This is a genomic window from Endozoicomonas euniceicola, assembly GCF_025562755.1.
GTDB classification, from domain to species: domain Bacteria; phylum Pseudomonadota; class Gammaproteobacteria; order Pseudomonadales; family Endozoicomonadaceae; genus Endozoicomonas_A; species Endozoicomonas_A euniceicola.
Genome location: NZ_CP103300.1, coordinates 4,258,939 through 4,284,054, shown reverse-complemented (window position 1 = coordinate 4,284,054; position 25,116 = coordinate 4,258,939). Strand labels below are relative to the sequence as shown.

General features: G+C 46.8%; 14 protein-coding genes. 12 read left to right on the top strand and 2 right to left on the bottom strand.

The features are described 5' to 3' along the window. Positions 1–28: 28 nt before the first annotated feature. The 12 genes from NX720_RS17155 to NX720_RS17100 all read left to right on the top strand — a co-directional run bounded on the left by NX720_RS17155 (position 29) and on the right by NX720_RS17100 (position 24,209). A complete protein-coding gene (locus NX720_RS17155) occupies positions 29–1,198 on the top strand; it encodes an iron-containing alcohol dehydrogenase (protein WP_262601600.1) in 1,170 nt (389 codons plus the stop codon). Beyond that, positions 1,198–1,905, top strand: coding sequence for a type 1 glutamine amidotransferase (locus tag NX720_RS17150; RefSeq protein ID WP_262596186.1), 708 nt, complete (start codon positions 1,198–1,200; stop codon positions 1,903–1,905). Before NX720_RS17155 ends, NX720_RS17150 begins: the two co-directional genes overlap by 1 nt. A gap of 165 nt (positions 1,906–2,070) precedes the next feature. After that, positions 2,071–3,408, top strand: a complete 1,338-nt coding sequence (locus NX720_RS17145; RefSeq protein ID WP_262596184.1) for a hypothetical protein — start codon at positions 2,071–2,073, stop codon at positions 3,406–3,408. Between the two features lie 347 nt (positions 3,409–3,755). Further along, positions 3,756–5,885: a type I secretion system permease/ATPase gene (locus NX720_RS17140; RefSeq protein WP_262596182.1), complete on the top strand. Its 2,130-nt coding sequence runs from the start codon at positions 3,756–3,758 to the stop codon at positions 5,883–5,885. Next, entirely contained in the window at positions 5,878–7,287 is a 1,410-nt protein-coding gene (locus NX720_RS17135; RefSeq protein ID WP_262596180.1) for an HlyD family type I secretion periplasmic adaptor subunit, read from the top strand. Before NX720_RS17140 ends, NX720_RS17135 begins: the two co-directional genes overlap by 8 nt. A gap of 158 nt (positions 7,288–7,445) precedes the next feature. Next, positions 7,446–16,316 carry a hypothetical protein gene (locus NX720_RS17130; RefSeq protein ID WP_262596179.1) on the top strand — a complete coding sequence of 2,957 codons (8,871 nt, stop codon included), beginning with the start codon at positions 7,446–7,448 and terminating at the stop codon, positions 16,314–16,316. A gap of 79 nt (positions 16,317–16,395) precedes the next feature. Then, complete coding sequence (gene waaA, locus NX720_RS17125; protein WP_262596178.1) at positions 16,396–17,697, top strand: lipid IV(A) 3-deoxy-D-manno-octulosonic acid transferase; 1,302 nt, start codon at positions 16,396–16,398, stop codon at positions 17,695–17,697. A 21-nt stretch (positions 17,698–17,718) separates the two neighbouring features. Continuing rightward, on the top strand, positions 17,719–18,369 hold the full coding sequence (gene nth / locus NX720_RS17120) for an endonuclease III (protein WP_262596176.1): 651 nt from the start codon (positions 17,719–17,721) through the stop codon (positions 18,367–18,369). A 110-nt stretch (positions 18,370–18,479) separates the two neighbouring features. Then, positions 18,480–19,805 carry a site-specific integrase gene (locus tag NX720_RS17115; protein WP_262596174.1) on the top strand — a complete coding sequence of 442 codons (1,326 nt, stop codon included), beginning with the start codon at positions 18,480–18,482 and terminating at the stop codon, positions 19,803–19,805. Beyond that, positions 19,798–21,456, top strand: a complete 1,659-nt coding sequence (locus NX720_RS17110; protein ID WP_262596172.1) for a hypothetical protein — start codon at positions 19,798–19,800, stop codon at positions 21,454–21,456. The genes NX720_RS17115 and NX720_RS17110 overlap by 8 nt, the downstream gene beginning before the upstream one ends. Beyond that, complete coding sequence (locus NX720_RS17105) at positions 21,453–23,774, top strand: hypothetical protein (RefSeq protein ID WP_262596170.1); 2,322 nt, start codon at positions 21,453–21,455, stop codon at positions 23,772–23,774. Before NX720_RS17110 ends, NX720_RS17105 begins: the two co-directional genes overlap by 4 nt. A gap of 12 nt (positions 23,775–23,786) precedes the next feature. Continuing rightward, a complete protein-coding gene (locus tag NX720_RS17100; protein ID WP_262596168.1) occupies positions 23,787–24,209 on the top strand; it encodes a hypothetical protein in 423 nt (140 codons plus the stop codon). A 68-nt stretch (positions 24,210–24,277) separates the two neighbouring features. Here the strand turns inward: NX720_RS17100 and NX720_RS17095 are convergent, their stop codons facing one another. Both NX720_RS17095 and NX720_RS17090 read right to left on the bottom strand, forming a co-directional pair. Next, positions 24,278–24,547: a hypothetical protein gene (locus NX720_RS17095; RefSeq protein ID WP_262596166.1), complete on the bottom strand. Its 270-nt coding sequence runs from the start codon at positions 24,545–24,547 to the stop codon at positions 24,278–24,280. A gap of 7 nt (positions 24,548–24,554) precedes the next feature. After that, positions 24,555–25,052: a transposase gene (locus NX720_RS17090; RefSeq protein WP_262596164.1), complete on the bottom strand. Its 498-nt coding sequence runs from the start codon at positions 25,050–25,052 to the stop codon at positions 24,555–24,557. Positions 25,053–25,116 lie beyond the last annotated feature (64 nt).

Sequence of the window (25,116 nt, the reverse complement as noted above, 5' to 3'; positions counted from 1 at the left end):
CCAGCGCTGCTGACATGAGTATTGCATGATGGACTTTGAACAATACACTGCCAACTGGCATTACCCTACGACAGTTCGGACAGGGGCAGGTCGCATCCGGGAGCTACCAGACATTTGTCGTGAAAAAGCTATAACTAACCCTCTGATTATTACAGACCCCGGACTGGCAAACCTGCCATTTCTGAAAAATGCAGCGGAACATTGCGGTACAGAATTAGCAGGGTGCTCGGTTTTCTCCGCCATCAAAGCCAACCCTACCGGCGAAAACATTGATGCCGGTGTCGTCGCCTATCAGAAAAACAATCACGACGGGGTTATTGCTTTTGGCGGTGGTTCTGCGCTGGATGCCGGCAAAGCCGTTGCTCTGATGGCTGGTCAGGACCGGCCTTTATGGGATTTTGAGGATGTCGGAGATAATTATCTGCGTGCCAATACAGCCACAATGGCACCGGTTATTGCAGTACCAACAACGGCAGGAACAGGCTCCGAAGTAGGGCGAGCCTCGGTGATTACCCACCAGCAGGACCAGATCAAGAAAATTATTTTCCACCCCAATATGCTACCAGAGACGGTTATTCTGGATCCGGAATTAACCTGTGGTCTACCCGCAGCTATCACCGCCGCCACCGGTATAGACGCCCTCTCCCATAACCTCGAAGCGTATTGCTCACCTCTTTACCACCCCATGGCAAAAGGCATTGCGGTAGAAGGTATTCGGCTTATTAAGGATTTCCTGCCAGTGGCTGTCAGCCGTGGTGACGACATTGAAGCCCGTACCCAGATGCTGGTGGCGTCGACAATGGGGGCAACCGCCTTTCAAAAAGGGCTCGGAGCCATGCACGCTCTCGCCCACCCCCTGGGAGCCATTTACGATGCCCATCATGGTTTACTGAATGCCATTCTGATGCCCTATGTGCTCAAGGCCAACGAGTCCGTTATCAGCGACGATATAGCCCGCTTAAGTCGCTATCTGGATTTGCCAGAGCCGGGTTTTCCAGCTTTTTTTGAATGGGTGATGACCCTGCGGCAGCAGTGCAATATTCCTCACCGTCTGGCAGAGATTGGTATAGACGACACCCATAGTGAGAGAATTGGAAAAATGGCTTGCGACGACCCCTCCGCCGGAACAAACCCCATTGCCTTTTCCGCTTCGGACTACGAGAAAATTTTTGCAGCCGCCATACAGGGGAATGTTTAATGAATATTGGCCTGTTGCTTTGTGACGATGTACAGACTCAGTTGCAACCAGACCACGGCAATTACCCCGGCATGTTTCAAGCCTTGCTTGAACAGCATAATCCGACTCTGAAACTGACAACCTATCGTGCGCTTGACGGGCAATTGCCTGAAAACACTACCGATTGCGACGGGTGGATCATCTCTGGCAGTCGTCATAGCGTTAACGACCCTTTCCCATGGATTTCTGCCCTGGAAGCTTTTGTGAAACAACTCTACATTGACGGACAAACAACAGTGGGTATCTGTTTTGGGCATCAACTGATGGCGAAAGCACTGGGCGGAACCGTCGTACAGTCAGACAAAGGCTGGGGGATTGGCATATCCGGGAATACATTGATAAAACACCATGACTGGATGCAGCCATCACTCAACTCTCTGAGGGTGCTGGTCAGCCATAAAGAACAAATAGAGCATCTGCCCAATGCAGCCACCGTTATTGCCGCCAGTGACTTCTGCCCATACTACATGGTGACATACAGTAACCATTTTCTGAGTATTCAGGGACATCCTGAGTTCACTAAAGCTTTTATGGAGGCGTTAATCCGTAGTCGGAAAAAGGGGCTCCCTCAGTCCCGATTCGTTGAAGGTATTGAATCTCTTAAACAACCTGTCGACAGTTCAGTTGTTGGGCAATGGGTACTGAATTATTTAGATAGAGCGCAGTAAACGCTAAGCGCTATTTTTATCTGGCAGGCTGGAAATACTAGCAATCACCATTATTCTTACTGTTGCCCTTTCGCGATTAATTTTGTCCGGTTCGCTCTCAAAACGACTTAAACTGTCTTTTGTGGATGCCTGTACTGGTTGTCATGATATAAGCGAGTACTTTTTATGTTAATAAAAGGCTTGTTGGCCATCAGTTTAAGTCTGATGTTTACCACTAAATCTTTCTCTTCCAATCAATCGAATAGCACCACCCCTAAGGTATATCAGACCAGTCCTGCCCAAGACAGGCTCGTTCTGCCTCCAGATGACGAACTGAGAATTTACAAAGAAAAGCTGGATAAGTTTAAAACGATCAAACACAACGATAGAAAAAAAATGGCCTGGCAGCAGGGGCCCATAATGCTGGGGATCAATGTTGCCTATAGAGTGACTGGAGACATTACCTTCCTGAACCAGTCCCTTAAGATGAGTGATGAAATATTAGCTGTGCGAAACCACCCCGAAGAAGGCAAAACGCTCTACGTTTCCAATAAAAAACTGCCTGTCTGGCCTACATTGCATGACGATTTCAAGGTGAATGGTGAAAAAAAGCCTTTTGCCAATATTATTATGACCGCCATGATCCTTCAGCCTATTGCCGAAAACTTCAGATTGATCATGGAATCTCCAGGGCTTTGGAATGAGGCTGTCCCCTTCGGAGAGGAATACCTCAAGGGGTCAGGAACCACATATCGCGAGAAGGCGTTATTCTATTTTGAAAAAATAGAAGAAACTATTGACCAGTTTGTTTTGGCTTTCTGGTATGACCCTCTTAACAACCTGCTGCGCATCCCGGACAATAGCAGAATGGAGGATATCCAACCTGAGCTGGCAGGTCTCTATCCAGCTTACAACCGGTCCCTGGCCATGATGCAGGTGCTTGATGACCTTGCACGGGGCATGGAGCTGGCTAAGAAAAAGCCTCATAAAGCAAGCGTGCTTCGGTCAATGGTGAAAAAGCAACTCGATACATTTTTTGACGACATAAAAACCTATAAACATAATGGCAAGAAGTACATCTATTGGTTCTATGCCCCGGCAGACAGAGAGTCCGGTCAGGAAGACAGTAAACATGGCCGACTGGTGATGCAGGCCATCACAAAGTTATACAACGACGGTAACAACCCCTACGGGCTTACCAAAGAAAAGCTTCAGCCTTTTATTGATTTATTTCTTGATAGGCTACTCACTAGTAATGGCAGCAAAGTACACTATTTTATCCACAGAAAAAACATGGTTTATAGGAACATTCATATAGAGCCTCACCGGCGAATAAACCGGGCCGGAGCCATGACAGGAGATCTTAAAGACGACATAAGCTATGTAACCCCTTACGTTATTCTCGGCTGGGCTGGCGATAGAGTAATGAAAGTTATTGAAGAGAATATGGCAAAAAAAGTGTCTCTGAAGTGGACCCCCTGGTTATGGTATTACCGGAATTTTAACAAGATCAATAGTCAATAAAAAACACAATAGTCAGAGTACTGGCTTTGGCTTTCTGCTGGAGCTGCTCTGAAGGCTTGAGTATTCAAAGGGGTTATTGCTGAATCCAATAAAAATTAAATGTGAGTTCATTATAAATATTTATCTTCTTGCTCCGTAGTCAGCCGAAAAAATAAAACTAAGAGTCCTGAGCAGTAATTACAATAACTACCCATGTTTGAAATATTCGGTCTAATATTAATCCCTCAAAATAACATTCTTTAATAGTATTTATTCCATGGGTTTGGCTATGTCCCTTAACCTTTCCTTTCATAACAACAATTCAAATTACCAGACGAACGTTTACGTAACCGGAGTACCCAATAACAATGTCTGAATCAACCCTCAACTCTGCATCATTTGCCCTCGCCCTGCTTTTAAAGTTTCATGAAAAAAACGTTGATACCAACTCTTTAATGCATGAACTATCTGGAAAGGATACGGATATTGAAATACAGGATCTCGTCAGAGTTTCCCAACGTCTTGGTATGAAAGCCAGAAAAGTAAGGGTCAAAAGGAAAAAATTTAATAAGTCGCCCTTTCCATTTATAGCAAAATCTAATGAAGGATACTTTATCATCGCGGACGTCAATGCCGAACAGGGCACTGTGATGGTTCAATTCTTCGGACAACAGCCGTGTATATTAAAAACCGAAGAACTCTGGGAACAATGGGACGGCGAAGCCCTCTGGATGACAAGGCGGTTTGATTTAAGTTATACCATGAAACGGTTTGGCATCAGCTGGTTTATCCCTGTCATCATTAAATATCGGAAAGTACTGGGTGAAGTCGTTCTTGCCTCATTTTTTCTGCAACTCTTTGCCCTGATTACCCCTATTGGTTTTCAGGTGGTTATGGATACCGTTTTGGTACATCAGGCCTTGTCCACACTGAATGTGATTGCCATCGCATTACTGGTCATGTCCCTGTTCGAAATCGGTCTGGGCACCTTACGAATGTACCTGTTCTCACACACCAGTTGCAGGGTGGACGTAGAGCTGGGTAGTCGGCTTTTTGAACACCTGTTGAAAATCCCCATTGCTTATTTCAGTGCCCGCCCGGTGGGACAGGTGGTGGCCCGTATCAGAGAGCTGGAAAATATAAGGGAGTTTCTTACCAACAATGCAATGACACTGCTTCTCGACCTGTTTTTTACCATAGTGCTCTTTATCGCGATGTACTTTTATTCATCGACGCTCACCTTACTTGTGCTTGCCTCCATTCCTTTTTATATCCTGCTCTCTGTCCTGATCAGCCCCGGACTCCACAACCGGGCAAAAGAACGGTTTGAGCGCAGTGCCATTAACCAGGCTTTTCTGACCGAATCGATTACCGGAATGGAAACACTAAAGTCAACAGCGGTTGAGCCCCGCATGCAGGCACGCTGGGAGCGCTACCTGGCCGGTTATGCCAAAGCCAGCTTTAGCAGCAGTGTTCTGGGTACAGTAGGTAGCCAGTTAGTACAACTGATTAACAAAGTGGTCACGGTTGCACTGTTGTGGTTTGGGGCTAAAGAAGTCATTGCCGGTGACCTGACCATCGGCGAGTTAATTGCCTTTAATATGTTATCCGGTCAGGTGGCGCAGCCTATTCTGAGATTGTCTCAGTTATGGCAGGAATTTCAGCAATTCAGAATCTCCATCGCCCGCCTGGGCGATGTGCTCAACACCCCCCGGGAGCCACAGCAGAGCCTTGATAAACCCCCTATGGAAGAACTCCGTGGCCACATAGAGATGGAGCACGTTAATTTCAGCTATAGCAGTGAGCTGCAAAACACCCTGACGGATATCAACCTTGTTATTCCAGCCGGGCAGACCGTTGGTATTGTGGGTGAATCCGGTTCAGGAAAGTCAACGCTGGCGAAATTACTGCTTCGTCTCTATGTACCCAATACCGGAAAAGTTTTGATAGACGACAACGACATCGCACTTCTGGACCCGTCCTGGCTACGACGACAGTTAAGTGTTGTTCTGCAGGAAAACACGCTGTTTAACGGAACGGTCCGTGAAAATATTGCCCACTCTGATCCACTGCTGCCCATGGAGGCCGTCATCGAGGCTGCCAGGCTGGCAGGGGCCCACGAGTTTATCACGCACCTCGCAAGGGGGTATGACACTGAGCTTGGTGAACGAGGTATCGGCTTGTCGGGAGGACAAAGGCAGCGTATTGCTATCGCCCGAGCCCTGATCAGCAACCCACGGATTCTTATTTTTGACGAAGCAACATCGGCGCTCGACTACGAGTCAGAGTATATTTTACAGAAAAACATGGGTGCAATTTCCGAATCGAGAACGGTTATTACCATTGCCCACAGGCTTTCTACCATAAGGCATTGCGACAGAATCATCGTTATGCAGAACGGTCGGATTAAAGAGGATGGAACCCATCACAGCCTTATTCAACAAAACGGTTATTACGCAAAACTCTGGAACATTCAGTCAGGTCATCAAGATGCTTAATTTTTTAAAAAAAGTCACTGCTTTCTTTTCTTCCAGAGAAGAAAATGAATTTTTACCCGCCGCAGTTGAAGTCCTTGAAACACCGGCCTCCCCCCTTAAACACGTTTTAACGATAAGCATCTGCCTTCTGTTTGTTATTGCCCTGGTCTGGTCCTGGTTTGGAAAAATGGACGTCATTGTTGAAGCGGAAGGACGCGTTATTCCAGACGGTTATTCAAAGAAAATAAGCCCTATACAAGTAGCGCGGGTGAGCAATATTTACGTGACAGAAGGTAGCCAGGTAAAAAAAGGGGACAAGCTGATCGAGCTGATTCCCAACCCTTCGGACCTTGAAACCAACACCGAGCAAAAGGCACAGGATATATCCACGGCCCTTTTATCAGCCCTGAGGGAGGAAACCCTGATCAGACTGATTAATACACCAGGCCTATCCCGACCTGTTTCCGTCAACCTGAAACAGGAAGCAATAAACAATCAACTTACTTTTGACCACCCTCCTACAGCGCAACGATGGGCTGCAGAAGATAATGCTTTAAAAAGTGAACTGGAGGCATTTTTATCATCGGATCAATCCATGGAAAAAAATCTTGATGAACTGTCTTCTTCTTTGGCTGCGGATGGCGAAGAAATAGAGCGTTTAAAACTGTTAAACCCGATCCACAATAAGCTGGCTTCATCGACGAAAGCGTTGTATGAAAAAAAAATGATGTCCGAAGTCGACTGGCTGATAAGGCGGGAAAAACAAATTGATACCGCTCAACAGCTAAAGGTAATGATGCAGCGACAGAAAGAGCATCAGGCCCGCTATCAGGCCTTGCTGGCCGAACGGCAACAAAAGCGGGAAACCTTTATAGCCGGACATCTCAAGGAGTACCTGACCGCTGTCCAACAGATCGACCATGGGAATATCGTTATGGCAAAGGCCAGCATGAGAGATGAAAACCAGGTGCTAACTGCTCCCATCGACGGGACAGTACAACAGATTCAGATTCACTCTTCCGGAGATGTGGTACAACCCGGCCAGCCCGTTATGGTGATTGTGCCCGCTAACAGTAGGTTAACCGTTGAAGCCATGGTACTTAATAAAGACATTCGCTGGGTTAAACCAGAACAAAAAGTTCAGGTGAAAATTGAAAGTTTCCCCTACACCCGTTATGGCTATCTTGAAGGCAGTGTTCAAAAGGTATCCGGAGATGCCATTAACGACGAACAAAAAGGCTGGTTTTTCCAGGCTTTTATTAATCTGGATCGAGACTGGTTTCAGGTAGAGCAAAAGAAAATAAGAATACAGCCTGGTATGACATTAACTGCCGATGTTATTGTAAGCCAGCGACGTTTACTGGAATACTTCCTTTCTCCCTTGCTGCGTTATCAGAAAGAAGTCTTTCGGGAAACAATGTAGCTCCCGGATTCATGGCCGGATTAATTAAACCCGTCATTTTATAAGTCAGCTGACCTTTACTTGGGTAAATTACCATTTTGCAACTAGTCTGTTACGAGACAGCAAAGCTAACCATCGAGAATGGTTGTTGTTGGTAGGAATCCAAAAGAGAAGTTATTATGTCCGGTGACGACAACAAACGTAAAGGCAGCCCTTCTGACGGCTCAAATCAAAACGTTAATAAAAAAGCAAAGCCCAGTCAGACACCCCAGCGCAGACCTCTCAATCAGCCAGAATTAACAAATCCATCAGGTACTGATACAGCGAATAGGAGAGCGGGTCAGCAAACTCAGGGCAATTCCAGACCCTGGCAACTCTATATAAGCAACTTTCAGATCAGACCCGATCTGACTTTGCAGAAACTATTGGATACTCCCCCGGTACCACGACCTTCATCTGATCTGGATAATACTCCTCTCGATCGTGCTTCGGAGCTTAATGTCAGTAATGAAGATCTAAGGTACTACTTTAATGACTATATACAAACGAGGGAAAAACTCAGAGAAAGAATTGCTAATATAGAGCAAGTCCCCATTCCCGAGCGCAAGATTTCTGATTACGCGGATGAATATTATGATTTTGATGGTATAACTTATGGACCTAAAGGCTCCCCCCAAAAGAAGGAAAAAACCAGTTCGAGTTCTGTTTCATCCCGGACCAGTACAGGAACACAACCCGGAACTTCCGGCTTTGCCTACCCCAGACATTTACCGCCCCACTTAAGTGGGATAAACAAACCTGGTACGTCAAACTTCAACCCTCGCCCTGTTCCACCCCAGGCAGGCACATCAGGTTTGAACACTATAATGCCTGATAATGCCGGAGCTCCAGCTTATATCGATCTGACAGACGACGGAAATCAGGGTGTATTGCCGCGAGACAAAGGCCCGGGGAAAGCCAAAAACCAAGCTAAATCCGGAACCCAAACCAGACCTCTGCCACCTGCCGCTGATCAACCTGCACAGCAACCCGCTGATCAATTCGTACAGCAACCGGCCGGTCAATCCGCACAACAACCAGCTGGTCAATCCGTACAGCAACCGGCTGGTCAGTCCGTACAGCAACCAGCTGGACAATCTGTACAACAACCGCCTGCTCAACCCCCACAACAACCTGCAGTACAAACCAACAATCAAGACACGAGTGATAGCCTTGGCCTGAATGAGCATTTCCGGAATACTCTGCGTCAACTAAGTGATGACCTTGGGCTGCCGCTTGATATATTCTCTACCCCCATGTCGCCAGATTGTGATGACAATAAAAGACGCAGGCGCCGGTCAGCCTGCAGTCTTAAAGATCAACAATTGAAAAAAAAAGTAACCCAGTTTGTAAATGCCATTAATAAACAGACTGTTAATTTCAGAACCAAAATAGTCTTTTCTGACTCGAGTATTGAAAGAACAGACATATCTTCGTATTCCGCAAAACCCGGAACGGTATTAGCCGAAATACAAAACCAGATCAACGATTTCAGGGAGAAGAGAGCAAACCAGACCCTTGATCAGCATACTGTTCAAGGATTCAATAGCATCGTTGTTTTCGATAAAGCATCCATACCAAAAACTATTAACCAGACAACCAATAAGCCGGCGACAGAGGTATTATATTTTGATGCAGAGAGTACCCTGCTATTCTCGAAATACGGTGAAGTCGTAACAAGGATTCCCGGCGGAGAATATAACAGGCTTTCTCTTATAGGTACGGTTGGTGACTTTAAACAGCTGGCAAAAGCAGTACCAATAGACAAAAGTAAGCCGAGCTTGCTGAAAGCGTTTATCAAAAAGTTCTGCCATAAAAACAGTATTGGCAATGTTCAAATCCAAACTACAGACGGTACTACTGACAACCTCAAATCATTGGTACAGGATTTTGAAAGTATTCGCCGTGATACGCTTGGCTCCATTGGCAGTATCAGCTTTAATTCTGCTGAGGGTACTGGTTCCGAGTACCGCCTCTTCCCCGGCGAATCCAACGCGCTCCAGGTATCCCGGACATCGACCAGCACGCCCCTCTCTCGCTCTGTGCTTCCGGGTTCGTTCATCAAGTTGCCCGAACTCGATAATCCCCCCGATGCCCCGGAATCCCTGCCCGAAAAGGTGGATGACAAACCCTCCAAACTCTTAACCATCGCCAACACCAGGTCTGATTTCAAGCAGCGTTTGCTGGAGCTGGATACGGCTTTTGAGATGATTAGACAAGACAACGCCCTCGCGGACAATGTGCTGCCTGTCTTTGACTCTCTGGAAAAAGAAGGCGACGGTTGGCGTATGGACGTGCTGCAGCCTGACACCGGAGTTAAAACACCGGTCACTTTCACCTCGGGAGCACTTGACCGGTTCAAAACATTTATTCAACGAGTTCAGAGCAATAACGCTAAAAATAATAACGCTAAAAATAAAGCCACTGCCGCCAATGCGTTTGGTGCGTCACAATCCATGATGGATGTCGGCGATATGGTGACGGAGCTGGTTAATACAGGAAAGTGGGTAAAACACAGCAAACCTGAGTATATGACCGACTCGCAATACAGGGTGTATCTTGGCCAGCAATACCTTGGCGTTATTGCTCTGGCGTTGCAAACCGGCGAAGTGGTCGATCTTGGGATTAAAGGCATTAAGTTTTCAGCTCCGGGCATTAAGCCCGTTATCCTGCCCAAAAAAGCTCTGCAGCAGTTCAAAGGTCTAACTAAACAGCTCAAGAACCAGTCAGCCATAAAAAAACTGGGTAAAATCGTCAACACTGGCAGTAAATCCGGCCGGTTCATCCCGGGTCTGGGTTCCGGCTTACAGTCTGCCAACCTGGGGCTGACCATCGCCGAATACCATGAAACCGATGACCCTGAAATGAAGGCGCTCCTGGAGTCAAAGGTTATTTTTGAATCCGTGGATACGGCGGTGTCCTACCTTTCAGAGGTTGCCGGGCCCCTGGGCCTTATCATTGATGCGCTGATGCTGTTTGCCCGAAGTATATTCGAGGCCTGGTTTGAGGAAGAAGTCAGAGAGCTGTACTTTAATAAGCTCATTGATGTCACGAAAGAAATTGCCAAAAATTTCGACTCCCTGCATAAGTACCTTGATCCTAAAGAGTTTATCCTTGATGGCAAGTACCTGAATTTTCTGAAGGCTGGCAAAACGAACAAGCTGCTGCCTTTTAATGTCAGGGAAATAAACCTGGTCGACAACACTGTACGTTATGGCGCTGTCAAAACCCGCGCCCAGACTCATGTCGCCGGTAAAGAGAGCGGCCACAAAGTCTGCGAGAACCATCCGTTTCTCGACAAATCCGGATCAACAACTCCCTATTGCGCAAAGGATATCAATTACATCCGGTATTCCGAACCATTTAATATGATTCGCAACGCACTTCATACCTTGTGTAACACTGACACTCGCCTGACCGGTTACAACTGCGCTGACGGTATTTATAAAAACATTAATTTATCCAGACACAAGAATATTCTGATGTCTGCCACACCGGGCTGGGAAGCCAATATGCAGTACTCGCCTTTTGAACGGCGCCAGCATACGCCGGCCCGGTTGTATAACAACGATTCTCCCGGCGCGCTTTTTCTGGATGCGATCAGCGACGATAAATTGAAGCAGGTTTATAGCCAGAAGGTTGAGGACGTTAAATACAGAAACTGTTATTGGGGAGACTGTGATAACGAATACACTTATAAATACATCGGTCAGGTGCTGACTAATATTACCGACCGGAAAAACCTTGAGACAACCAGCACATTACACATGGACGACAATGACTACAATGTCTTTTTCCATGGTATTAACAAAGACATTGACTCCATGCTTTTTTATAACGTTCATTCCTTTAAGGGGGAGGGCGAGGGCGAGCGACGAAAGTACACCCTGATTTCTGACAGCCGGCATAGAATCAATATTTACCCCACTGAAACAGCGGATGAGATGTGGATACTGGCCTACAATGGCAAGATTCCTTATACCTGTATCGCTGAAGATGACAGCAAGATCAGTAATTGCACGTCTGAAACCGGCAGAGCCGGAGGGAAAGATTCACCTTATATAACAAAGGTCCTGCTAGGTGAGTCCACCTTTAACTTTCACGACAGCCCTGATTACGAGAAAAATGACTGGATTCCTTCTACTTTCAGGAACATCAACCAGGGTTGCCGTGGACTGGTCAATACCTTAAAGATGTTTGGCTTTGACTTCCAAAGCCGGAAAATCTGTGACTATTCCTACAAGGTGGTGGCCTCAGACGCTAATGCGGTGTTTGAGTTTTTACCGGATAACCATAAACGAGTTTACCTGTTGAAGTTTGCAGGACGCCTTAGGGATATTCAGCAGGGAGCCGAAAAATTTCGAAAAATAAACAAACGGTACAAAACCACCTCACGGTTTGTAAAGATCGCTCTGAAAGACGAGAATATCAACCTGAGGATGAGCCCGAGACGTCGTAAGGACTGGAAAGGCCGGGTGTTAAACTGGTTCGACGGCGATCACGACAATATCATTACCCTGATTGCTCCCAGTGATGAGGTCAAGCCCATTATCGGCTCACCCGAAACCGGCTACTACTTTTACAATAAGACATCAGAGCAGGTATTCTTTAAAACCAACGCCCACCTGAGCCAGCCACACACTCAATTTACCGAATTTGACTGTAACTCAGCAGGTTCCTGTTTTCAGGAGCCCGTAACGATGGTGAGAAAAACGGGGTCCACCAATAAACTCATTGTCAGCAGTGACAGTGGATTTACTTTTCAGCTGACTGCCGATGCCTCTGGAAAAATCAAGCCCAAAGAGATTGCGCTGGTCACCACGGCGGAGAGGCTTGAAAGCACCATTACCACCGTGTCTTACAATCAGGACATTATCCCACTGTATGTAATCGACAGCAGGGAGAATAATAATATCACCCGTGCCGGCTTCTATGATCATCGCACACAACAGCATATTGCGTATCTGAACAGTCTGTTTGACGGGGGGCGTAGCAGTCACCAGGCCAGTAATGCACTAGTCATTGACGACAATGTCATCAGCCGTTTAAAAAACGAGCACTTGCCCATTCACAGGGTAATGGATGGGCTGGATGTTTATTATATTCTTTTCAGTCAATATTCCGGCAACCTGGTGTACCTTAAAACAAGCCGTCAATCCGGTGATCCGGAATCAGGCTCATTGATTAAAAAGATTGCAACCGGCTTCAAAGTCATCCGCCCCGCTTCAGAACAGGAAACCCGAAGCTCTATCGCCGGCCGTCCTGTGTTTGCCAGTGTCAGGGGCTTTCGGGACAGTATTCTGGCAATAACCCGCAGCGGACATGGTCTGCGTATACCCGATGACGCCTGGAGCGAAACGGTTTTACTGAAAGACGATCAGGAGATGAATGACAAAACCTTTGACCACTGGGTCGTCGAAAAAACCGGAGCCGCTGTCGACAAATCCGGGGACCGGATGTCTCTGCACCGATTCAAACCCGGTTCCGGAGTGATCCTTGAGTCACTTGATTTCGGGAAGATCATTCATAGCGTTTATCCCTCGGTGTTCAGTGACAGCAGTGCATCGCACTGGACCGATGATACGGCAACAAAATTTGTCTCCTTACTCAAAACCCGGATTCAAACGCTTATCCGTGATGCGGAAACCGAATACTCAGCGGTAGCCGGTCTGGTGAAACTACCGATAACCACAAAATTACCCGATCATCCACTGCTGGGCTTTATGAAACAGCAGGATTTCTGGTACCACAGATCCGGAGCACTGCTGACCGCCGATGCCAGCAGTCAGTTCCGGATTGTCGGCAGTGAGGGAAGTCACCTGATCACTGTACCCGGGGCGGCAGAGCTGCATATCAAAGACAGCGGTGGCCGCAGGGAAAGGCTCGAGGGCAAACATCACTTCCCCGCTGAGTTCATACTCAAACCCCAACAGGCACGGGATGGACACCCGTTTTGCGGCTCTCAGGGGCGGGTGCTTCTGAAAGACTTTCCTGATGCGTTTATGCCCCTGGTGTCCGTTCCCTGTAAATACCGGATGTTTAACCCGGCATCACTGAGCGCTGATTATCAGTGGAATCAGAATAAAGGTACCTGGTCCATCGAAACGCCTGTGGCAAACTTTGAAGGGAACCGGAATGACTTTAAGTTAACCGCTCTTGACCTGAGCCAGGTCCCACAGGACAAATCCACCGAAGGCAGCCGCTGGCGTGACCTGGGCTCAGCAGTCGATGCGGATTTAAAAAAAGCCATAACAATCGTACTCGATCTTATTCGTACCAGGACTCTGCCAACGGACGGGCTGATTCCTTTGAAGCTGCGGCCTGTTGCTTACTCCCGGGGGCTCAGCACCGGTTGGTTTGATAATCATAATAAAAAATTATACCTGGGATTGCTGGGAGTGAATCACCAAACCAGTTACCTGATCGGGGGCTCGAACTTACAACGCTACAGGCGTAAAGTAACAGGGGGCATAGCTTTCAAGCCAGAATTCAAACGTCTCTATTGGCTCTACCCGACTCCGGTCGCTATTTCGGGTCTGGGGCCTTTTAACAACGTCCAGGTTCTGGATGGTGGGCTGTGGCTGCAGGGAACCGAAGGGCAGGATCAATTCAAACTGGATGAGCTGCGACTGAAGACCTTCTACAACGGGTCAAACGTTCAAAACGTCAGTTCAAATAACAAGATATCGGTTTACCTCGAAGGCAATGGCGGGTCGGACCATTTCCATCTGAAAGAGGCTGACCTTCAGTATTTCCGTGAAATCATCATTTATACGGATATTAACAGACAGTCCGGAACAACGCCCACCCCTCGAACCGCTGGCACCCGGCCAGAGGACCGCGACGGCGTTAACATCAGCCTGAAGTCTCCATCTTTCCTGTACAGCGTAAAACGTAACGGTCAGGATATTGAGGTCTCTAACCGGTTTGATCCCGATGCCGCCAGGGTCATCATCAAGCAAGCCTGTACCAGGCTATACGACCATTCCCTGGTGCCCGCCACCATTAAGTTTGCCGATATCAGCCTCACGCTGAAAGAGCTGACATCAATGGTTCTTGATAAGGGCGGAGAGATTCGTTTCCCGATGCGAATTAATAAAGCCGCTTCCCTTAGCTCATCGTATAATGTGCAGGCAACCGGGCAGCAGCCGTTGTTCATTGAGTTAGGCCCCGAATTTCGGGCCATTCCGAAACAAGTCAGCGGTGGTGTCAAAATTGCGTTTACAGCCATTGCACCTCCCACACCCACATCTACACCCACATCCACACCCACACTCAAAAGCAGTGTCGTCATTCCTGGTTACGCCTTCGCCTCGGGCAGCGTAATGATCAGGCAGAAGAACGGCTACCATATTCTGCAATACGACGGTAGCCGTGGGATTCGTCACAACCTGGCCAGCATCTCACTGAAAGAACAGACGATAGAGCGTGACGGGCATGAACTGGCCGTATCAAAAACACAGCCGGTACCGGTCAATATTACCCACGTGAAATACGTTATGAAGGAGAAAAACGACGCTGGCTATCCAGTGGTCAGCCGACATCAGCTGGACGTTCAAAATCTCACTCTGGACAGCAAAAAACGTTACGCCCAGGTGGGACGAAACAGACCGGATAAGGCAGGCCGGTACGATGTCCACGCTGTTTTTTATGCTACCAGCAGCCCGGATGAATATCGTTTCACGTTCAATACCAAAAATGGTCAGTTGCACTGGCAGGCCTGGCGTGAGAACGCGTTAACCCGAGAGGGTGTTTTAGGTAAAAAACAAGCGTCGCTCAATATCCAGCTGAGGAATCACAAGAACCTGGCGTCCTATTACAAAGTGGTGCCCGGAAACCCGTCAGACCTCAGGCTGACCCGCTCCCCGACTCTGCAAAACCATAGCCAGATGGTGATTGGCGGTTACCGGCAAGACCTTGGAGATCTGTCCAATAGCGGTTTCAAACCCTTGAAATGGGCATTGCAAAAAGCCATAAGATCTGGATTTTCCGATCCGATTCAGGGCGTTATATTCGCCGGCCCTGCGAATCAACCAAAGTTAAGTCTTAATGACCTGGCGACCCGTTTAAACCGGGCTACCGTCTTAGTAAAAGAACCCGTGCCTGGCAACAGCGAAATGATGGAAGGTAACCACCTGGATAATGTGATCTACGCCAGGGCGAACCCGACAATGAGGGAAGTCAGGGGGCATGGCGGCGATGACCTTATCGTTATTGAAAGCGCAAAAAAAGAAGCAACTGACATCATAGTCCAGCGGCCTGTTCGAAGGAGCGACCAGTGCGACAGTCGTCGACAGGTAGTGGCAGACCAGGCCTCCTCCAATCTTAACTTCACTGTTAATGGCGGTGCTGGCAATGATGTCTACGTTCCTGAGCGTAATGTAAGGATTAATGACAACAAAGGCGACCATTCGGTTTTCATATCGAAAACCTCGGGAGCGGATTTACGAGGGCTGTCCGGAGAAAAAAGCACGACGTTGTTCGTCGATATGAAATACGACACAACACTCTTTAGCCTGTGCGACAGAGATACAGGCTCGCTCCTGACGCTGATGACGAAAAAACAGGTAACCGAGGCCGAGGTTCCGGACCTGTCCAGGCAGGATATCCATGTGTATTCGACAGAGCATAACGGCCTTGTCGCATTGGCTAACCTCTCCACATTGAAGCGTATTCATTTTTTAAAAGACAATAAAATGACCGATGACCCGGTGGGTCTGATAACCGGTCGCAACAACGTTCTGACAGACAGCGAAAACAGTGAAGACCTGCAAGCCATTAAAGCCCGAACCTCAGCGGCCCGGAATGAAATCCGGGCATTACCGGAAAGTTCTGCCGATACCGAAATCGTCAACCGACTGGACAAACTGGTGGAAAGCCTGAGCGCATTCAGTACGACCGCGGGAGGCAATAGTCCAATGCCCACAGCACCGGCCAGCCAAAACGCTACGAGTATTTTTACTTCACCGATAGTGAATACAACCGGTGTTTTTTCAGGGAGGCAATCCTGACCTCTGTCAGTCAGAACCAGCCTGAATCTGTTATGATCAGAGGTATTTAACCACTTGGACAAGGCATTCCAACACGGGTATGAACCGCTTTATCTACTCTGTACTTCTCTATCTGGCAACTCCCCTGGTCCTGCTGCGAATGCTGCTTCGCGCCCGCAAAGCACCGGCATACGGCAAACGCTGGGGGGAACGGTTTGGTTTTTTCCCCAGCCTGCCACAGGATAAACCGGTTATCTGGGTGCATTCGGTATCGGTTGGGGAGACCATTGCCAGTGCACCCATGGTCAGGGAGCTGCTGGAACGTTATCCGCAGCACCGCATTTTAATCACAACCATGACACCCACCGGCTCGGACCGTGTTAAGGCGCTCTATGGCGACTTGCCGGGCAGTCGAATTGAGCATATCTACTGCCCTTATGATCTGCCTGATGTGCAAAACCGGTTTCTGAACAAAGTAAAGCCAGAACTGGCACTGATTATTGATACAGAACTCTGGCCTAACACCATTGCAGCCTGTCACAAAAGAAGCATTCCGGTCATTATTGTCAACGCTCGCCTGTCGGAACGGTCTGCCAGAGGTTATGCCCGAATGAAAGGGCTCGTCAGCACGATGCTGAAACAAATCACCATGGTCGCCTGTCAGAATAAAGACGACGGTGAACGTTTTATCCGCTTAGGGTTGCCGCAACAACAGTTAAACATTACCGGCAGCGTAAAGTTTGACCTGTCCGTCAGTCCTGAAGTCATAACACAGGGCAAGCTTTTAAAAACCGCATGGGAAGAAGGCCTGGGCCAGGCTCCTGTCGTCATCACCGCAGCCAGCACCCATGAAGGTGAAGATCAGCAGGTTTTAGATGCCTTTAACAGCCTGTGCGCACAACACGACAACTTACTTCTGGTTCTGGTTCCCAGGCACCCGGAACGCTTTGAGGCCGTCAATGAATTAATACAAAACAGTCAGTGCAACGTGGTTCGACACAGTGAAAAGCAGCCGCTAACCTCATCCACCAACGTTGTACTGGGTGACACCATGGGTGAAATGATGACGTTCTTTGCCGCATCCGACATTGCGTTTGTGGGCGGTTCATTGATTGAACGAGGTGGTCATAATATGCTGGAGCCCGCCGTACTGGGTCTTCCTGTGCTGTCCGGACGACATGTGTTTAATTTTCAGGACATCAGTGACTCTCTGGTCAAAGCTGGCGGCATGCAGCTGGTCGATTCGCCACAGCAGCTGGCTGAAGCCATTGCCAGACTCATTACCGACAAACAGCACTATAAGGAAATGAGCCAGAACGCTGCCTGCTTTGTGGCTTCTAACCGTGGCGCACTGGAAAAAACGTTAAACCTGATCAATCATCAATTACCTGCGCCCAAGTGACGTTTCGGATGATATCCATCAATGAATAAACAAAAACGTACCGAGATTTTTACCCGCCTGAGGGATCAGAACCCGCACCCGACCACTGAGTTAAACTACAGCTCACCTTTTGAGTTGCTGATTGCCGTCATTCTGTCGGCCCAGGCCACCGATGTAGGTGTTAACAAAGCCACCGATAAACTCTACCCGGTAGCCAATACACCCCGGGCGATTCTGGCTCTGGGGCTGGAGGGCTTGAAAGGCTACGTAAAAACCATTGGCCTGTATAACGCCAAAGCAGAAAACATTATTAAAACATGCACCATGCTGCTAACACTGCACGATGGTGAAGTCCCTGATAGCCGTGAAGCCCTGGAAGCCCTGCCCGGCGTTGGCAGAAAAACCGCGAACGTTGTCCTCAACACCGCATTCGGGCAACCGACCATGGCTGTGGATACCCATATTTTCCGGGTCTCCAACCGTACGGGCATTGCCCCCGGCAAAAACGTACTGGAGGTTGAAAAGCGACTGTTAAGGCTGGTGCCAAAAGAGTTTCTGGTAGACGCCCACCACTGGCTAATCCTCCACGGCCGCTACGTCTGCAAAGCCAGAAACCCCCAATGTGGCAGCTGTCTCATCGAAGACCTCTGCGAGTTCTCTTCACCAAAAAAAAATGTAAAGAAAAAGAAGTAAAAAAACCTCAATATTACTCAAAGAATCTAGGAGAGTCTTTTTTTTTGCCTTTACAAAACCGCAATCGCCACATATAGTAAAAATATGAATAAGTAGTAATTATATTTGTAATGATAGAAGTGGGTAAAAACGTTAAAGTTAAAATCTATAGAGATACCAATGGCCACTCGTTCCCAGTGGTGGTACGAAACGGCGTTTTCCCTGCCTGTTTGTATCTCAATGCCTATTTGAATGGCAATCACAACTCACCTCTTTCTATAGGCAAGAAAGGAGTGACCACGCAAGCGCCCAGTCTAAATACTCGCATAAAGTACGCTTACGAGTTAAAGCTCTTGTATTGTTATTTCGCAGATAAGGGTATCAACCTGGTTGATAGGGTTGCTGATAGTGAGTTCCTCTCAAGAGTCGAAGTGGAGGATTTTGTTCGAGCATGTAAGCTCTATGCTGATGACAGCAATTCGCAAGACTGTTCAGCTGTGGTCAGTATTACAGATAAGCGTATCAGAGATGCTATCTATGCAACGGCCAACAGTCATTCCCAAGTATCAGCCCACACCTTTCGCCAGCGCTTAATTCGCCTGAGAAGTTATATTGAGTATTTGTACGTCTGCCACCATTACGACCAGGCTGACACAGAAAATAAAGTCAAAACTGACGATAAATTCAGGGTTTTTCAGCTCTATATCAATAAGTTTATTTCAGGCTCTCGAAAAGACAATACCATCACCAAAGACCCCTTTGAGTCCGTCATTTCAACAGATAAATTCTTTGAACTTCTAGAAATCATTAGAGAAAGCTCACCGAAAAACCCATTTAAATCGAGCAAACTGAGAAATCAAATCATCATGCAAATTTTGATTGACACCGGTGTTCGAGTTGGTGCCGTTCTAAAGCTTAAGATTAGTGATTTAGTAGATGATTGGGATAATCCTCGATTTCTTATCACCAGAACGCCTGACGATGCTACCGATACAAGGCGAATGCCTGCTGCAAATAAAACCAAAGCATTGTCGGCCTCGGTGTCGTCGGATTTAATGAAGCTCATCAAGCTTTACGTATCAACGGTGCGAGCTTCACATTCTAACGCTCATGAGCATGACTTCGTTTTTATTTCGGAAAAGGGCGTTTCATCAGGGCAGCCTATCTCTTACAACGCCATTAACAAATTAGTGGGTAAATTTGGCGACGCTTTTGGCACCCCTCTGCACCCTCATAAGCTAAGACATAAGTGGAACGAGGTGTTTACTGAAAAGGCGGAAGAGGCAGGTTATGAGGCCGCACAGATTGAAGATATGCGTAAATACAGCATGGGCTGGGTTGAAAACTCCAAAATGGCACAAACCTATAACGAGTTTAAACTGGCTGTAAAAGTTCAAGAACTCTCTGCGAAAAATCAAAGCAAATCGGTGCCAAGCCTTGGAGGTGCAAGTGAATAAATCTCAAACCACCGATTTAAAGAGAGAATACGCGGGTCAGAGGGTCTTCTCAGCTAAAGAAGAGGGTTACACCTTTGATGTTTTGTCTGATGAATGGCAGCTCGGCTATAAAAAGCTCCTGCGCTTAGGGTGGATGAATGAACTGAATGTCGATCCTGCCACCTTCCTCGATTTAAGGTTAGCAATAGCACATACTGCTTCACGCTATGCCTATAACTCTATAACAGGTTTCGTAAGCCGACTGAAAAATATCGTTGACAACCTTGATGTCAATGAATTTCAAGCATGGTGGCTAACCCTTGATCGTTACAAGAAAAACGTTAGAGATGGATTGTTTGCTTTTTGTCAGCGGAGTGACGATTACCACTCAACAACTCTTTCCCCTCTGTATGAATCAATCAAAGATGAAAATCTAGGTAGAAACAGTGGCACTAAAGGGATTCTTGACATTAAAAGCGGTGCTTACAGTGAAATTGAGCATGACAATATTCTAGAGGTGCTTCGTATTGAAACCCTTCAAGCGCTGGATCTGGATAGTAATCTACTTACGCAACAAAAATTTACACGTTTACGAAACGTGATTGCATCTCAGCTTATGGTGGCAATTGTAAGGCGGCCTGTCCAACTTGTACAAATCAAATGGTGTGATGTGTTGCGAGTTGGTCAAGAATTTCAGTCACACAAAGAGCCTGACAGAAAATGGGAACCCATAACGCAACATCTATTTTCAGATGTTGAACAGTTACATCTTCGAACCTTCAAGGGGAAGGATGGTGAATTTCGTTTTAACGCTGAATCACGCTCACACCGCTTGGAGCCTGACTGTTCTCAAATGTTATTACGTTATTATCAAGCTTACGAAAACTATCTTTCACACCAGTTACAACAAAGCCGTATCACCTTAAGCCCCGATGAAATGACAGAGGTGATGAGGCGTTTACCACTACTGCCAGATCAAAGTCTCTTCAGCTCTGAGTATCAGTCAGAATCAGAGCTTTTCAGAGCAATCAGTGACACCTCTCAAGCCTACCATTTACAGCCAGCTGCACTTCTCGGAAACCTCGACTATCTATTTAAAGCAAAGCTTAATGCGCAGAGCGACCGATTGCCTGATGTACCCTTGGCTCTTAAAAACAACCGGTGGCGACATACGCAATTAACGCAAGCCGTTTGGCAGGGATTCAGCCCTGCGCAAATCGCCTCAATTACAGGCGTGACCATTCAAGCCATTGAGCCTTACATAGACCTTAAAGCTCCAGAGCGGGTCAAAATAGACCAAGCTTACGCTGGCAACCAAATTATCAAGAAATTCGATACCACATCGGTTAAAGAGCTGAAAAAAGACAATGCGTTTTGTGTCAAAAGTCCCTTTGATGAAGAAATGGGATACAAGCTAAATCCCGATAATTGCTCAAGCTGCAAATCTAAAGGGGGAGCACCAATGGGCTGCTATCCCTGTGACAACTTTAGGCCGCTCGAAACTGCAAATCATCAGCAGTATCTTGACAAGGCGGAGCGTAAGCTTGAACTCAATAGTCAATCAGGACACCCTGCGACGGTAAAAAAACTCAATAAAATCATCAATTACATCAAGGCAACCATTGCGATTTGCAACGAAAGAAAAATACCGAAGCTCGGAGATCATCAATGACCGCATTGAACCGCTATATTGATAACCAACACGCTTATATTAAAAAGAAAAAGCAGCAACCTTTGACAGGCTTTACCAATCAAAAAGGAGAACAGGCCACATGGGGTGATATTGCGGTCACCTTCACAAACGAAGCAGGTGTAACCGCAAACTTCTTATTCAATAATGGCTATCAGCCCAACGCAAGAATAACTAGCAAGTTCAACAATGCAGATAGACTAGATGCCCATACACATCAGTTGCTTTTCGCTTATTTATTAGATGTGTTCAAAGAAAATGTCAGTATAAATCATAAGCGAATAAAACTTACCTCTGCCAGGAAGTTTCTTGTCAAGCTTGGCTGCAACGTTGCCTCTACTAGCTTGAGTGATATTCATTGCGCCATCGATAGTATGGTTTATACCCACGGTCTATCCTCATTTTTCGACTGGCTTCACCAGCATAAAATGCTTGCTGCGAGCTGTAGTCCTGATTTTCCAGTGGGTGAGATTGGAATGAGAGGAAAATCTGGTGATGATGCCATTGAAGCTGAAAAGAACAATCTTCCCGATGATAAAGCGCTCCTCGTGTTAGGGGCTATTTTTCATGACGTTATTCCTCCTTACAAAGGTGAACCCTCTGACATAAGCGCTTGGCAAGACTTAATCCATCCATCAAAAAAGCAACTGGATGCCTTCACATGCACCATGTCAGCTCTGGCTATGTCATCACCCAACCGAGCAGCAGCAGAGCAAGTGCTTCTGACGAAACAGCGCTTGCAAAGCCATCTCGAAACTGTGGATGGTAAACAAGAGACTGTTTACTACCTTAACTGGCGTGGCTCTAAGGGGTATTTAGATAACCAAAAGCATTTTAATGTTGAAATGGCAGAAAGCCTTGATAGAGCGTTGCATTACACCAGTATTGTCACTGAACCAGCAAGGGTGTTAGCAAGGTTCTATAGAGACCCCACTCAATCTCTGAAAATCGTGCTTGGTGAGTTCAAGCCCAGTATTGAGAATATTACATCTCTGAACCCGGCAATGGATAAGCCAATCTCCCTCATTCACCTTGCGTTACTCTTAGGCTTTTACGATGGTACAGATAAAGTCGCACGAGTAACAGACGACACGCAGGGGGCAATCGAGGCTCCAAACCGCAACAAAGGTCTGCCTAGATACCTCAAGCCCATTGCAGAGCTTTCTCCTATCGACAAGTTGGCAATGGTACATCAGTGCCGTTACGGTTCTATACTTTTGGGACAGGCATTGTTCAGTACAAGACAGTATGAAAAATATTGCGCAGGGAAAAAAGTACTCACGGTTGCCGAACTTCAAAATCACTTTGTTAACGCCAACCAGGCAAGCCTTACGGGTTACAATACAAAGCAAACCAAGCAAGTGGATTATGAGAACGCCCTATTTACCTTCACCGAAAAGCAATTAAACGCTAAAAAAGCGTCACATTTTCTATTGACGCCTATCGGCTCATTAGAGCAGTTCGTTTCTAGCAGCTTAAAAAAATTCAAGGGAAAAGATCAAAAAACCATCTTTGAACGACACGGGTTTTCCTCGGATTTTTTTATTAAACCTCATCAGTTCAGGCATTGGCAGAATGATTATTTGGCTAAAAAAGGCTTACCGCACTTACTTATCTCAATGCTGTCAGGTCGGAAAAGTGTAGAGCAAACCTTGAGCTACATACACACGACAGACGCTCAAAACGCCTCAGTCATCAGTGATATTCTGTATAATCAGGAAGCTGAAGCTGAAGTTGAAGAGCACGTAGGCAAGAGGATACAAAGTAAAACCCAGTATGATGCTGCAATTGAAAACCTGAACCCAACGTTCGTAACAGAGGTAGGGTTCTGCGTGCAAAACCTTACCTTATCACCTTGTACCTACATGACTGAGTTTGAAACTCAATGCACATTATGCCCATCTTCCTGTCATATTGCTCACGACGAGGATGCCATTGAGCTATTAAAGAAAGATCTCAAAGTGCAAATGCATAATTTAGAGCAAGTTCAAAACACCATAAACTTCACCACGAGCGATGGGATGCAACAATGGTACTCGACGCATTATCGCAATACCTGTCTGTTAAAAAACTTGATAGAAGTCCTTTCTGACAAGACCATAAAACAAGGCTCGATAGTGAGGTTCCTGACAAGCTTAAATACAGTGCGTATTACAGACCTGGATACTAAAACAGTGACACAACGAGAGCTGAATCTACCGAGCCCGGACGAGGCGCTGCTCGCCGCCATTGAAGCCAAAACAAAGCCTGATAACACTTCTGCTAAAAAGAATTTTTTAGGCTTTTTGGGTTCAGTATAAGGAAATGCACGCATGGCAATAAAGTCACTCGATACAGAGCAGCAAATCTCTATACAAGCATTAATTCGCAGCTGGGAAGGCAGGTTAACTTGGGATCTCCTGGTCACGAAAATTGAATCCAGCCTTGGGATTACCACCACTCGACAAACGCTCGACAAATATCTCAACATCAAAAATGAATACAAAGAGAAAAAGCGCTTACTTAAAAGCAAGCCTGTTTCAACAACAAATACAGAGCTTGTGTCGTATCTTGAGAAGGACATTGACTTAGCTGAAAAAGTCATTCAATTGGAATCTGAGCTGAAAGTGGCAAAGGATGAGATCGGCTACTTGCAAGCCTTTATACAGAAGGTTGCCAATATCGGTGAGAGTAATCCAGCAGTGATGGATATTTTCAATAAAGCATTACAAGACATTGAGTCTAAGGCCATATAGCCCGTCCAGGGGCAATATTTTGAACCTTAAATCGGGATAATCAGATGTCAGTTAATGGCAAATAGTGTTCAGGATTTTACAGTGGGGTAGTAGATGTAGCTGGCCTGACGCTTACGTTCAAAAGAAAGTAGCAGTGAATCACTTTTTGAAGGTGACAGAGCGTGAGCCAGGAACAAGGTGAGCGCTACTATGAGATGTTTAAAGCTTGGGAGGGTACGATGTCTGGCGATGACTTCGCTGACATCATTTAACCTTCGATGGGTAAGCTGAACAGGAAGCAGTGGCGTGGTTGGTTGAAGAAAGTTGTGTTCAGCAACCGGGTTGGTCTTTCGTGACATTTATTGGCTAAGCTCGCAGGTATGAACCAGCCAGGATGATAAGAGCCTCCTGCAAAACATCCTTCTCGTTTTTTAGTCTGAGATTTTCCCTCCTGAGCTGGTTAATTTCCTCGGGGATCAGCTTGGCCACATCGTTAAGGATCAACTTCGCATCTTCATGCTGAGAGGATGCGTCCTGAGAGGATGCGTCCTGAGAGGATGCGTCAGGCTGAGGCGGAATCGGCTCATCTGAAGCCTCATAAGGGCTGGCGTCAAAAGATTCATTATCTGAGACATCAGTAGCATCCTGCTCCTCTTCTATCTCGAATGACATAGCTTCCTGTGGCTGCTGAGGCCCAATTATCATCCTTGCCCTCTTACCCTTCCATGTAGCCAGGGTGCTGGCATTGACTCCTAACAATCTTGCCACCTCTTTGTCAGGGAGAACCGATGCCAAAGCAATATCCACAGCTTTATCCATAAATTCAGGGGAATAATTCGATTTTCTACGTCTTTTCTCGGCCATCTTATGGAGCCTCGGCACACTATACGACTCTGAATAGGTTTATTTGCTGAGCTGTACAGAAATC

Bases quoted from the DNA above. Each gene is read 5' to 3' on its own strand.
- NX720_RS17105 (WP_262596170.1), top strand. From the start codon at position 21,453: ATGACCGCATTGAACCGCTATATTGATAACCAACACGCTTATATTAAA.
- NX720_RS17095 (WP_262596166.1), bottom strand. From the start codon at position 24,547: ATGTCACGAAAGACCAACCCGGTTGCTGAACACAACTTTCTTCAACCA.
- nth (WP_262596176.1), top strand. From the start codon at position 17,719: ATGAATAAACAAAAACGTACCGAGATTTTTACCCGCCTGAGGGATCAG.
- NX720_RS17140 (WP_262596182.1), top strand. From the start codon at position 3,756: ATGTCTGAATCAACCCTCAACTCTGCATCATTTGCCCTCGCCCTGCTT.
- waaA (WP_262596178.1), top strand. From the start codon at position 16,396: ATGAACCGCTTTATCTACTCTGTACTTCTCTATCTGGCAACTCCCCTG.
- NX720_RS17115 (WP_262596174.1), top strand. From the start codon at position 18,480: ATGATAGAAGTGGGTAAAAACGTTAAAGTTAAAATCTATAGAGATACC.
- NX720_RS17135 (WP_262596180.1), top strand. From the start codon at position 5,878: ATGCTTAATTTTTTAAAAAAAGTCACTGCTTTCTTTTCTTCCAGAGAA.
- NX720_RS17145 (WP_262596184.1), top strand. From the start codon at position 2,071: ATGTTAATAAAAGGCTTGTTGGCCATCAGTTTAAGTCTGATGTTTACC.
- NX720_RS17130 (WP_262596179.1), top strand. From the start codon at position 7,446: ATGTCCGGTGACGACAACAAACGTAAAGGCAGCCCTTCTGACGGCTCA.
- NX720_RS17090 (WP_262596164.1), bottom strand. From the start codon at position 25,052: ATGGCCGAGAAAAGACGTAGAAAATCGAATTATTCCCCTGAATTTATG.
- NX720_RS17155 (WP_262601600.1), top strand. From the start codon at position 29: ATGGACTTTGAACAATACACTGCCAACTGGCATTACCCTACGACAGTT.
- NX720_RS17150 (WP_262596186.1), top strand. From the start codon at position 1,198: ATGAATATTGGCCTGTTGCTTTGTGACGATGTACAGACTCAGTTGCAA.
- NX720_RS17100 (WP_262596168.1), top strand. From the start codon at position 23,787: ATGGCAATAAAGTCACTCGATACAGAGCAGCAAATCTCTATACAAGCA.